At 34.7% G+C, this 12,441-nt stretch carries 13 protein-coding genes; all 13 read right to left on the bottom strand.

Annotation, left to right across the window (positions count from 1 at the left end):
- Nucleotides 1-2: 2 nt before the first annotated feature.
- Nucleotides 3-392, bottom strand: coding sequence for a hypothetical protein (locus Q1B37_RS13470; RefSeq protein WP_299899275.1), 390 nt, complete (start codon nucleotides 390-392; stop codon nucleotides 3-5).
- 88 nt (nucleotides 393-480) lie between these two features.
- Nucleotides 481-1,023 carry an acyl-CoA thioesterase gene (locus tag Q1B37_RS13475; RefSeq protein ID WP_299607180.1) on the bottom strand — a complete coding sequence of 181 codons (543 nt, stop codon included), beginning with the start codon at nucleotides 1,021-1,023 and terminating at the stop codon, nucleotides 481-483.
- A 9-nt stretch (nucleotides 1,024-1,032) separates the two neighbouring features.
- Entirely contained in the window at nucleotides 1,033-1,401 is a 369-nt protein-coding gene (locus Q1B37_RS13480; RefSeq protein ID WP_299899277.1) for a 6-phosphogluconate dehydrogenase, read from the bottom strand.
- 18 nt (nucleotides 1,402-1,419) lie between these two features.
- Nucleotides 1,420-2,760, bottom strand: a complete 1,341-nt coding sequence (locus tag Q1B37_RS13485) for an IPT/TIG domain-containing protein (protein WP_299899279.1) — start codon at nucleotides 2,758-2,760, stop codon at nucleotides 1,420-1,422.
- A gap of 43 nt (nucleotides 2,761-2,803) precedes the next feature.
- A complete protein-coding gene (locus Q1B37_RS13490; RefSeq protein ID WP_299899280.1) occupies nucleotides 2,804-3,958 on the bottom strand; it encodes a serine hydrolase in 1,155 nt (384 codons plus the stop codon).
- Complete coding sequence (locus Q1B37_RS13495; RefSeq protein ID WP_299607187.1) at nucleotides 3,955-4,302, bottom strand: hypothetical protein; 348 nt, start codon at nucleotides 4,300-4,302, stop codon at nucleotides 3,955-3,957. The genes Q1B37_RS13490 and Q1B37_RS13495 overlap by 4 nt, the downstream gene beginning before the upstream one ends.
- 6 nt (nucleotides 4,303-4,308) lie before the next feature.
- Nucleotides 4,309-5,700, bottom strand: coding sequence for a DNA recombination protein RmuC (gene rmuC / locus Q1B37_RS13500; protein WP_299899281.1), 1,392 nt, complete (start codon nucleotides 5,698-5,700; stop codon nucleotides 4,309-4,311).
- 164 nt (nucleotides 5,701-5,864) lie between these two features.
- Complete coding sequence (locus tag Q1B37_RS13505) at nucleotides 5,865-6,329, bottom strand: DUF5063 domain-containing protein (protein WP_299899283.1); 465 nt, start codon at nucleotides 6,327-6,329, stop codon at nucleotides 5,865-5,867.
- 52 nt (nucleotides 6,330-6,381) lie between these two features.
- Nucleotides 6,382-7,827 carry a hypothetical protein gene (locus Q1B37_RS13510; protein ID WP_299899285.1) on the bottom strand — a complete coding sequence of 482 codons (1,446 nt, stop codon included), beginning with the start codon at nucleotides 7,825-7,827 and terminating at the stop codon, nucleotides 6,382-6,384.
- A gap of 363 nt (nucleotides 7,828-8,190) precedes the next feature.
- A complete protein-coding gene (locus Q1B37_RS13515; protein WP_299899286.1) occupies nucleotides 8,191-9,240 on the bottom strand; it encodes a hypothetical protein in 1,050 nt (349 codons plus the stop codon).
- Nucleotides 9,241-9,388: 148 nt separating this feature from the next.
- Nucleotides 9,389-10,198 carry an ABC transporter ATP-binding protein gene (locus tag Q1B37_RS13520; protein WP_299607195.1) on the bottom strand — a complete coding sequence of 270 codons (810 nt, stop codon included), beginning with the start codon at nucleotides 10,196-10,198 and terminating at the stop codon, nucleotides 9,389-9,391.
- Between the two features lie 6 nt (nucleotides 10,199-10,204).
- A complete protein-coding gene (locus Q1B37_RS13525; protein ID WP_299607197.1) occupies nucleotides 10,205-11,236 on the bottom strand; it encodes an iron ABC transporter permease in 1,032 nt (343 codons plus the stop codon).
- Nucleotides 11,237-12,376, bottom strand: coding sequence for an ABC transporter substrate-binding protein (locus Q1B37_RS13530; protein WP_299899288.1), 1,140 nt, complete (start codon nucleotides 12,374-12,376; stop codon nucleotides 11,237-11,239).
- Nucleotides 12,377-12,441: the final 65 nt, after the last annotated feature.

Consider the following 12,441-nt stretch of genomic DNA (forward strand, 5'->3'; position numbering starts at 1 on the left):
GACTATTGTTCTAAAAGCCCATCTGCAATCCAATCTTCAACTATATCGATGGTAGCTTGTGGCATTCTTCCTCCTTCATCAGAAGGTGGCATTACATTAAAAGCATTTGTAGTATCAATAAAACTAAATAAATTCCTATCATTTACTGCGTTTACTACTTGCTGAAAGGTAACTAATTCCATTGGTGCCGAATTTTGTAATGGGGATCCATGGCACTCTAAACAATTGGAATCTATAATCGTTTTTACATGACCTATATAGGTAGAAGTTTGTTCTGGAATCGGATCTGGATCGATAACTACATCTGGTTCAGTAGTTCCATCATCACTACTGCTACAACCTATTAGAATCATCGTAAATGCGCACAGTAATAGTAAAGTTGGGGATTTCATAATTTTCAATTTTTCTTAAATATAGCAAAATTCTGAAGAGTACATCATGGTATTCTCTGATAGCACTAACGCAGACTTCTAGAATAAATTATAATGCTAATTGTATATTGTATTCTTTTAACAGTTGTATATGATCTTCTAATCTAAATTCAGAAGCTTTAAATCGGTCTCTTCGTGCACTAGCATCTTCTTTTCTAATAATACTTCTTACAAAACGACGCACTGCGGTCTCGTTTTCCAAAATTAATCCAGGAACTGTAATACTTTTTCCTTCGTCATTTTTTGCAACCATGGTAAAGTAGCTGGAGTTACAATGTTTTACTTTACCAGTCATAATATTTTCTGCTTCTACACGAACACCAACCACCATAGAGGTAGTGCCCACATGATTTATAGAGGCTTTCATAGTAACTAACTCTCCAACTTCTATAGGTTTTCTAAAGTCTACCTTATCTACACTTGCGGTTACACAATACGCTTCAGAATGTTTTGATCCACAAGCAAAGGCAATCTGATCCATTAAAGAAAGAATATAACCACCATGAATTTTACCACTAAAATTAGAATGCGAAGGTAGCATCAACTCTGAGATCACCACTCTGGATTCTTTTGCTGCTTTATATTTCTTCATGTACAATTACTATTTATTTCTAAAATGTGGTGATTCTTCTTCTTCGACATCGATCACAAAGTATTTAGAGTCTCCTAACCATGAAACTTTGGCAAAACGTTCTTTATACTTAAGTTTTACATATCTTCCTTGATATTCTTCGAGTTTTTTGATGACTTCTTTATTTTGGTCCTCTACCGAAAAACTGAATATTTGTGCACCAGATATTCCTTGGCTTATTTCTCCTTCCCAGGTTTTAAATAAAACACCTTTATTGCTAAATTTAATCAGTTCTCCACTACGCACACCTTCGCTATAAGTTGCATAATAAACAGAAGCGTACCACACAGCAAAGAGTACTATGATAGCAGCAATAATAATTAAAAGAATTTTTTTCATTTTAGTATAAAAGTAGCTCTAGAATTCTGGTGTGATTAGTCGTATGGCATCATCTGTACCAACATAGATCACATCATTTTCATCTATGAATAAGTTTCTAGGGTTATTAAAAGTGGCAATAGAGGGAATCCCATCCATAAATCCAATTTCTCCAGTTCCAGCGTAGGTAGTTACCATACCATCGGTGTCAATTCTTTTAATTTTTTGATTACCAAAGTCTACAACAAAAATATTTCCTTGAGAATCGACAGCCACATCTAGTGGACTTGCAAATTGAGCAATATCACCTTCGCCATTAACATCTCCAGTGGTTCCTGTTCCAGCGATAGTAGAAACTACTCCTTGAGTTGTAACTCTTCTTACACTGTGATTTCCGGCATCGGCAAAAACAATATCGCCATTAGCTGCAATTGCCATACCAGCTGTAAAACTGATCAGTGCAGTGTCTGCGGGTCCGTCTACAAAGCCTGCTACACCTGTTCCGACTAAAGTACTTACTGTATTATCAGGTGCTATTCTCCGAATAGTAGCATTTCCTAATTCACTTATATAAATATTATCTGAATTATCTATAACAACTCCTATGGGTTGGGCAAATTGGGCTATACTACCATCACCGTTCACCAATCCTACATCTCCTGTACCAGCAATAGTTTCCACCGTTTCAGAAGAAAGATTTATTCTTCTAATCTTTTGGGCTGCTAAATCAGATACAACAATATTTCCCTGAGAGTCCATGGCCATACTTCTAGGATTATTAAAGGTAGCTTCTGCAAATGTACCATCCATGTCTCCAATTACACCAGTCATCCCAGTAACTGTGCTTACAATATTATCAGTATCGATTTTTCTTATTTTGTTATTACCATAATCTGATATGAATACAGATCCTTCTTCATCGGTTAATAATCCCCATAATGCAGAAAAACTTGCTTGTGCCACAGGACCATCCATATCTCCAGGCATTTCACTTCTTATCAATGTAGACACTTGAGCAGAAGTGATTACATATGTAAACTCAGGGCCCATTACGTTTTCTCCATTAAGAACAACACGAACGGTACCTGTTTGAGCTCCTCTGGGAACAATGGCAGTGATCTCCGTTTCTGTAACCGAATTAACAATGGCCTCAACATCATTAAAAAATACTGAAACAGCATTAGGATTCGTGCCAAAAGAAATACCGCTAATTGTTACTTCGGTGTCTCCAGGTCCACTAGTTGGAGAAATACTTTCAATTTCTGTCGGAACAAAAACAAGATTATCTCCATCTTTTGTACAACTTGTAATACTTAGGATAGACAAAAGCAAAAGTATCTTTATATTACTTTTTTTAGAAATAAGAGAAAAAGATGCCATGTGTTGAAGTTTTAAGTTATTACAAATATAGATGTAATTTTTTTTAAAATGATTCGTAAACTTTAGTTACAAATTCATCAATATACTTGGGTTCCAACCACCTAGTTACAATGACAAGGTTTTGTTCTTGATCGATTACTATAAAATTACCTCCGAAACCAGCGGCATAATACAGGTGTTCTGGCAATCCTTTCCAATGGCGATTCCCTTTCTTATTTAACCACCACATAAATCCGTAGTTGTTATTGGCGCTAGAAGGTTGTATTGCTTCTTGTATCCATTTTTTAGAAATCAATTGCTTGTCTTTCCAAATACCATTATTCATAAAAAGTAACCCAAAACGTGCGTGATCTAATGTATTGATAAATAGACCACCACCAGAATGACCACCACCACTTACAGATTGCATCTGCATACCATCTATAGTTACCCATGAATTGTCATACCCATACCATCTCCATGTTGTGGATGCTCCAATAGGATCCATTATATGTTGTTTAAGTATTCGGGGTAGTGGTTTGCGCCAAACATTAAGTAAGGAGTAGGCTAATACATTTACTCGCACATCATTGTATTCAAATACAGTTCCGGGATTATTTAATTTTCTGTGTTTCCAATCATCTACTCCTCCAGTATTAGGAGGGCGATCTGCCCAATCATATCCACCCCATAACTGTCCAGACCAGTCGGATGATTGTGTTAACAGATGTCGCCAACTTATTTTTTTATTATGAGCTCCATCAAACGTATGATCCCATACATACTTATAAGTGAGATCATCAACAGAGCCGATTAGTTTTGAATCTATGGCTAGGCCTGCGATTGTGGACAGATAACTTTTCGTTACACTAAATGTCATATCTACACGATCAATATCTCCCCATTTGGCAATAATATATCCGTCTTTTAAGATCAAACCAGCAGGCGCGCTTCTCTTTTTTGTTGGTCCAAGTATTTTATGATAAGGTTCGCGCTCAAATCCTTTTAAGATGGCAATTCGTAAATCTTTAGATCCAGAATACTCATTTGCTTCTGCATAGGCAATAGCTTCATTTAGCTTATTCGAATTTATATTAAATTCTGATGGACTTTTTTCTTCCCAATTTCCTCTTTCCGGGAAATATAGTTCTTGCGATATCCCAAGGTTAACAATAAGCCCAAAAAGAAATGTAAAGATGTGTGTGTGTTTACTTTTCATGAGTTCGAATTCTTTTGTTTGATCATTTTTTTAATGAGCAAGAATATACCCACAGCAAATAGTACACGTCCTATAAAAGAAAATATGCTAATTCCAGTAGATATATAGGAATAGCTTGTGTGTTCCCATTTTTGATAAAAAGCAAACTGTACAAATGCTATTTGTCCGATTATAACAGATAGAAATATTATGACGTTTCCAATTAAAATTAGCGTTCCGTCTATTTGGGAGCCCATTTTTAATAAATAGTAAATGCTTATGATGATAAATAGTAAGGAAGGAATAGCATATACTAAGCCCATTAATAATTGTATCATCACCTGAGTGGTATTTGAGTCTATCATTTTTAATTAAATTTCGTTGTCTTCGGAAGCTCTTTTGATAATTGCTTCTGGCAATGATTTCTTAGCTTTAGCTCCCATCTTTTTTAGTTTTTCAACACTAGTGATCAAGTTACCTCTTCCTTCAACTAATTTATTCATTGCGGATGCGTAGTCTTTTTTGGCATCATCAATCTTTTTGCCGACTCCAGTAAGATCTTTCATAAGTCCTTCGAACTTATCATAAAGCGCTCCAGCCTGTCTTGCAATTTCTATCGCATTACGTTGTTGTTTCTCATTATTCCACATAGTATCAATAGTACGAAGAGTAGCTAGTAGGGTAGAAGGAGTAACAATAACGATATTCTTTTCAAACGCTTGATTGTATAATTTGTTATCTTCATTGATGGCGATGGCAAATGCTGGTTCAATAGGTACAAAAAGTAATACAAAATCAGGGGATTCGATATCATAAAGATCTTGATAGTTTTTTTCAGCAAGTTGATCGATATGACGTCTTAAAGAGGTTATGTGTTCTTTTAAATATGTGTTTCTTAGAGTTTCATCATCTTCATTTACATAACGCTCATAAGCGGTCAATGTCACTTTAGAATCAATTATCATTTTTTTGTTATCAGGTAGATGAATTACCACATCTGGTAATACTCGCTGTCCTTCTGCTGTAGTAAAACTTTGTTGTACAAAATACTCTCGGTCTTTTTCTAATCCAGATTTTTCTAAGACTCGTTCTAATACCAATTCTCCCCAGTTTCCTTGCATCTTACTATCACCTTTTAAGGCTTTGGTAAGATTGGTTGCCTCTTTACTCATTTGTTCGTTAAGATCCTTTAGGCCTAATATTTGTTGGCGCAAAGCAGCATGGTAGTCTATACTTTCTTTATGTGTTTGCTCTACTTTTTTCTCGAAAGTATTGATTTTTTCTTGTAACGGATTTAGGATGTTTTTGATGTTTTCTTTATTCTGCTCTGTAAACTTATTAGATTTCTCATCTAAAATTTTGTTTGCAAGGTTTTCAAACTCTTTGGTGAATTTTTCTTGTAGTTTTTCTACTTCTCCTTTTTGTTCTTGATTTTTGAGTAGTAGGTTTTCGAATTCGGTATTACGTCTGGTGAGTTCTGTGTTTAAAAATTCTTTTTCTCTTCTAATTTCATCACGTTCTTTACCAATTTCAGAAAGTTGCTTTTCTAGGGTTTCTTTCTGTATTTGTTGTTGCTCTTTGGTAAGTTCTAACTGCTGCGTAGCTGTTTTTTTAGTTTCTTCTAGTTGTAATTGCAACTGATTGCTACGTTCGTTAAGGGCACTCTGATCGCTTTTGTTTTTAAGCGACGAAACGTATTTACCAATAAAAAAACCAATGATAATGGCAACAACTGCAACCAGCAGTAATATGTATTCTGACATGTGAATTTTATTTACCCTATGATAGAGATTTTAATTTTCAGAGACTAGTCTCTAGATAAAAAATAAGCTTATAATAACACGTTGATATTTACTCAAGTGTTATTAGATCAAAGATAAAAATTTAGGAGTAAGAAGAGATGATGAAGTATAAGTAATTATCTACATTATAATTCTTCCTCTAAATCTTTTAAAGTTTTTAAAAGATTAACAATATGCCTTTCGGAATGATTACGCATAATAAACTCAAAATACCATAAGGCATCCTGTTCGCTAGTATTTTTAAATCTCCATTGAACTTCCATCAAATCCTTGATAATATCCGATAGATCATCATTAGCATCACCTAATCCCGTATCAGGTTTTGTCATTTCAAAAGGATCTAAGATCATCTGATAGAAACCTAATTTTGGAAAATTGGATCTAATAGTATTCGATATTTTTTCGAAATTAAAATCTGGAGGATCAGGATAGTCTTTCTCATCTACTGGAGTTTTACCTGCTATGGCTAAGTATTCTTGATATAAAGAGATTAATGCTTGTTTAAGGGTAAGTTCTCCATTAGGGATGTTAAGTTTGGGAGTGGTGCCCCATTGAATTATAGGTTCTATAATGGAAATAAGATGATGCAATGTTATGATGGTTTTATAAAATCTAAATTATAGAATTATAACCAAAACCAAACTACAATTTAAAAAAACTTACACAACCGCATGCTGCACCTATACCCAAAGGAGATGGAGCTCCGCTAGAACCAGTAATAGCTCTGGAAGCAAATGCTGAAATAGGAGAAGTACTGGTAAAAAGATAGCTAAAAGTTCCATCACCATTATTGATGGTATTTACCGTATGATCTCCTAGTGTAAGTCCTGGGATACTGGCATAAGGAACATTTTGTAACCATATTTGATAATTAAATGCAACACTAGTAGCATTTCTGACTTGTAATTGGAAAGGATTCCCAGAACCATTCTGACCATCATCAAAGAAATTGATTACCATATCGGTTGTAGGAGTTCCAGTGGGTCCTGTTACTCCTGGATTTACTCTATAAGTAATTCTTCTATTGGTAATAACTGTACAAGATTTGTTGGATAAAATAACACCAACTCTACTTGTACTAACACAACCAGAGGTTGTATTCCTCGTTTCTGCATAATAACTGCCTGCTACAGATGTAGAATAGCTTGTATTACCTGCTAATAAAAGGGTTCCTCCGGTAGCTGCATTGTACCAGTCCACAGTTTCACCTGCTCCAACAGTAGCAGTAAGTGTTCCGCTAATACCAAAACAAACCGTTTGATTGCCTCCACTTACCGGAGGATTTGGTGCTCCATTCACCACTACATCTATAGATTCTGAAATGCTATTAGAAAAGCTGTCGGTAATTGTTACCGTATACGTATATGTTCCTATGGCGGTAATACTACTTTCTGTAGGATCTTGTAAAGTAGAACTAAAAGAATATCCACCAGGCCCTGTTCCCGACCAACTAAAAGTAGCGCCACTACTACCAGCACCTCCTGGATTGGCAAATAAATTTAATGTTTGCCCTACACATAAAGGGCCATTAGAAGTAGGACTTACATTTAGAGTTCCCCCATTATTATTTATATCACCAAAATCATAATCTACTCCTCCGCCACCACCATTACAAGAAGCAAAAACGGTAGATCCTATGGTGATAGTTTTAGTGGCATTACAAGGATTATCTTCGGCTAAGTTACCTCCATTAGTAACTATAGAAGCATTAGCAGGAAGTGCTAAATCGGTATTATTACTAGTCCATTCTGCTATTCCTCCTGTGTTTAAGGTGATTAAAGGCGTGTCTATACTAGAATCTGCATCCACGAACATTGTTCCGGGACCAATAGAAAGCGAATTAAAACTATTTGGAATAGTAGAATTGATAGTTACTTCAGAATTTCCAATGATAGATATATCGTTGGTGCCAGCTACCTGACCAGGATAGTTTGTAGCGGGTACCCAGGTGGTACCATTAAAAACTTCCCAGATAGCAACATTAGTCCAGTTACCATCCAAACCATTGGTTCTATAATCATTTACTGACTGGGCAGATAATTGAAATAGACTCAATAATAAAAATAGGGGTAATAAAAATTTTACCATATGATATTTACAAGTAGGCTTCTAATACTAGAACAACTAACTATTAGAAAGTCCTTAAAACATTACTAAATATTGGGTATATGGATTACTAGTAACAAGATGTGTGTTTGGTAAAAATAGAAATAAACTTTTAAAAGAGATTACGGAATTTGTGTAATAATTGTATGGTTTGTTGGTGTTTACTCTAGATTGATATATGATTAATATCAAAAAATAACTGGCTAGATGATTTTGATAGTAAAGAAATATTGATCCATAACTTCATATTGTTTTACATATAATAAAAAGGGTTCCACGATCTTGTTTCTAATAAAAATGGCTATCCTTTTTTAGAATAGCCATTTCAATTTATATGATGTGCGATTAGATCTGAACTTTAATATCTAAAGTGATGGATCCATCGTTACCATCGGTACCTGTGATATTAGTAACTTTAATTACACCCTTTTTTCCGTATTGATCAGTAAATTCTAGGATATCTCCAACAGAAAGTTCAGTAGCTCTTTCAGTTGTAGCTTGGCTGATTCCATCTAAATCAGTAGCGCTTGTTACTGCATCAAAATCAATTAATGAAGTAGAAATGTAGAATTTATTAAGTTCGTCTTGTGCAACACCTGTTAATCCAGATACGTTAACTAACGGCGTACTAGCGTCATTATCGTCATCAAAAAGAGCTGGATAATCAGATGTAGAAGCTAGAGAAGCTTTTTGCGTAAATCCGTAGTAATATCCAAAATCCCAAAGCGCTGCAGTTTCTTCTCCTTCGCTTATTTTATACACTTCGTTGTTATAAACCGACATAAACGTATCCGAAGAACCATCACCAAGTGGAGCAGCTAATAAAGTACTGGTAAATGATTTAATTCCGTTAGCAGTGCTAGTACCGCTTCCGGTAATTGTGATAGTACCAACGGCAGTATCACCGATAGCATTTCTTTTAGAAATATCTCTAAAATCTCCACGTCCCGTGGTAGCCCATATGGTATATACTATGTTACTATCAGCACTTGTTGGTACAGGAAAAGGAATAGCAAATTCAAATTCATCTCCATTGTCAGAAGATAAATCTAAAGAACCATCTTTTTTATCATCTACGGTAACACCACCAACTGCGAAATTGTAAGGTTCAGCACCGAAATCTGAAACGTTTTGAGTTACGTACAAACGTCTCATAGTGTTCGATGATCTGAAAGCAACTTTTACTATTGCATTATTTCCAGAAACATTTGATCCGTCGATCATTACGGTTCTGTTGTCTGTACCTGTTTCGAAAACAGAAAGTTCTCCATCAAAAGTAACAGGATCTGTAGGGTCGATAAAAATGTCATCATTGCTATCACTACTACAACTAGTAATGAATAAAGTAATTGCTGATAACATGATAAATGATTTGAGTCTAAAAATTTTGTTCATTATGTAAGGTTTTATTTTGCCTCGAAATTATCACTTTTCATGTTAAAATATGGGTGTTGGTTACTCAAAAAATCTACGTTTTTTCTGCAAGAAACACATTAAATCGTTAAAAGGATTTTAGGGATTATTACGCTTTTAAGATCTTCAATTAATGCCTTACTTTGTAACTTCCTGTTTTTTCGTCAAATAGGATAAGATCCTCCGGGAATAAAGAAGAAAATGCTCTACATTGGATAAGTTCTTTTGGTCTTCCAAATTCAAAACCATCTGTGTTCATTACGATCATTTTATCACATAATTGTATGGCAAAGTCAATCTCATGAGTCGAAAACAGTATTGTTTTCTGAGTTTCGAAGGCTAATCGTTTTAAAAGTTTCAGAATATAAGCCTTATGATATACATCTAGATGCGTAGTAGGTTCATCTAGCATGATAAATGGAGTGTCTTGTGCGATTGCACGAGCGATCAATACTTTTTGTAATTGTCCGTCACTTAATTCGAAACATCTTTTATTAACCAACTTGGTAATATGGGTGACTTCAATCGCTTTTTGTATTTTTTCTATATCCTCATCCAGTAATTTTCCAACCCAATTTGTATAGGGCTGTCTGCCCAAAGCCACTAATTCTTGTACAGTGAGATTTTTTGAAGCTATTTGTTCTGTGAGTACGATGCTTAATTGTGAAGCAAGTTCTGAAGTTTTGTAGGTTCTAATTTCTTTGTCGGATAAAAAAACATCTCCTCTTAGCGCTGGTTGCACTTTAGAGAGTGTTCTTAATAATGTAGACTTACCAATACCATTGGCACCAACCAAGCCTACAAGTTCACCTTCATATAGTTTTAGATTAATATCCGCAGCAACTACTTCGAGATTATTTTTATGGCGATAACCAATAGAAAGTCCTTCCGTTTGTAAAACGATATTTTTATTTTCAGTATCGGCAGATGCTATCTCCATAAGCTGCTAAAATAACATTTTTCGTTTTCTAACCAATAACCAAATAACAACCGGTGCACCTATCAAAGAAGTAATCGCATTGATTGGTAAGGTGTATTCGGTTCCTGGTAGCTGAGAAACTGTATCACAAATTAACATAATCATGCTTCCTATTAATATGACTGCTGGTATTAATGTTTTATGATCCGAAGTATGAAATAGTTGTCTGGTAAGGTGTGGTACTGCCAATCCTATAAAGGCAATCGGTCCTGCAAAGGCTGTAATGCTTCCTGCCAACAAACCTGTAGCCAAAATAATCAAGAAACGACTTTTTTTAATATTTAATCCAAGACTACGAGCGTAATTTTCTCCCAAAAGTAATGTGTTTAGTGATTTGATTGAGAAAATTGCCAGTATCATCCCGATAAAAACAATTCCAGAAAATATGATAACATCTGTCCAGGATAAATTTCCTAAACTTCCGAATCCCCAAAAAATAAATCGTTGTAACTGTTCAGCAGGCGCGAAATAAGAAAGTACACTTACAATGGCAGCTGTAATACTACCAAACATCAATCCGATGATGAGAATAGCCATGGTATCTTTTACTCTAATAGAAACGAGCATTACCAGAAATAGTACTAAAACACTTCCTAAACTTGCTGCTGCTACTAATCCCCAATTAGAAACCAAGAATAATGCAGTACTTCCGCCGATAAGAGCGCTTCCTAAAATCAACAATGCTACACCAAGACTTGCTCCAGAACTTATTCCTAGTACAAATGGACCTGCCAACGGATTTCTAAATAAGGTTTGCATTAATAATCCCGAAACACCTAATCCACTTCCTACGATAACTGCAGTAATAGCCTTTGGTAGTCTATAATCAATTATAATATGCTTCCAAGATTCTTTTTCTACAGTGCCTCCAACTAAACTTTTTAAAGTATCTACCCATGGGATTAGAACAGATCCAAGACTAATGTTTGTGATAAAACATAACAATAGTATGATAGTTATGATGAGAAAAACTGCTTTATATGATTTATTTGGGGTCAATTAGTTTAGTTTTTCAAAAAAATAAGGTTCGTAATCTTTTAATAATTCTGGATGTGCTATTCGGATAATATCTTTTAGAATCAAATCAGGTCGCATAGGTCCTAATTCATAATATATCAATCCGCCTTTGGATCCAGTTTTTAGAGTAGAAGAATATACGGTTTTATTTTTAAAAGCTTCAAAAAAAGTATATCGATTGTTCTTTTCTTCTAGTTCTTTTAAGGATTTAGAAGATCCAGAACCTATCCAAAGCTCTGCATTTTGCGCTTTTTCTAAAACACTTTCAAAATTCAGCGCGATACTTCCTGTTTTTTGCGTGTCTTTCCACAAGTAATTGGTATTCGCATCTTTTAAAAATTTGGCTACATAACTGTTCCCTCCAGGAACATGCCATACATCTTTAAACATATTTCCTGATAAGACTGTGGGAGTTTTTTCTGTATTTTTTGCCAGTGCAGCAGCTTTGGTATAGTCTTGTTCTATCTTGTTAAAAATACTATCAGCTTCTTTTTCTTTATTGTAAAATGCAGCTACAAACTTTATCCATTCTGCACGTCCTAATGGATGTTGCTCCATCCAAGAACCATTCATTACAACTGGGATTCCAGTTTTTTCCAGTAAATCATACGTTTTGGTATCTCCAGTAGCAGAATATCCTATAATTATTTCGGGTGCTAGTTCTAAAGTTAGCTCTGTATTTAAATGACCATTATTTCCTAGTTCTAAGATAGATCCATTGTCTATTAAAGCACGAGTTTTTTCCGATGATATATAATCACAATGTGGAAAGCCTACTAATTTGTTTTGGAGTTGTAAATACTCTAACATCGGAATATCTGTAGTAGAGGTAACTACGGTTTTTTCTACTGGAATCTTTATGTAAGATACTTTTCCTTTTACATCAGGTTTTTCAGTTCCTTTTGGATATAAAATATAGGTAAATCCATTTTTTGCATCAGGCCAAGGAGATGTAATTTTAATTTCTTTATAGGTATCCTTGTTTTCTATGGTAAATCCAGTAGCGTAGGAGACTTGTTGAGGAACAAGTTCTTGTGCAACAGTAGAAGTAGTTTCTTTTTTCTCTTCTTTACAGGAAACAAAAAAAAGGTATGGTATTAATAGAAAACAAAATTTATTCATATGAATTTAAATATTTTTCAAACTTCGAAATATTTTTTGAAAACCTGCTAAGAATTACCGTTAAT

The sequence above is a fragment of the uncultured Aquimarina sp. genome, from assembly GCF_947492965.1.
In the GTDB taxonomy this organism is placed as follows: Bacteria; Bacteroidota; Bacteroidia; order Flavobacteriales; family Flavobacteriaceae; genus Aquimarina.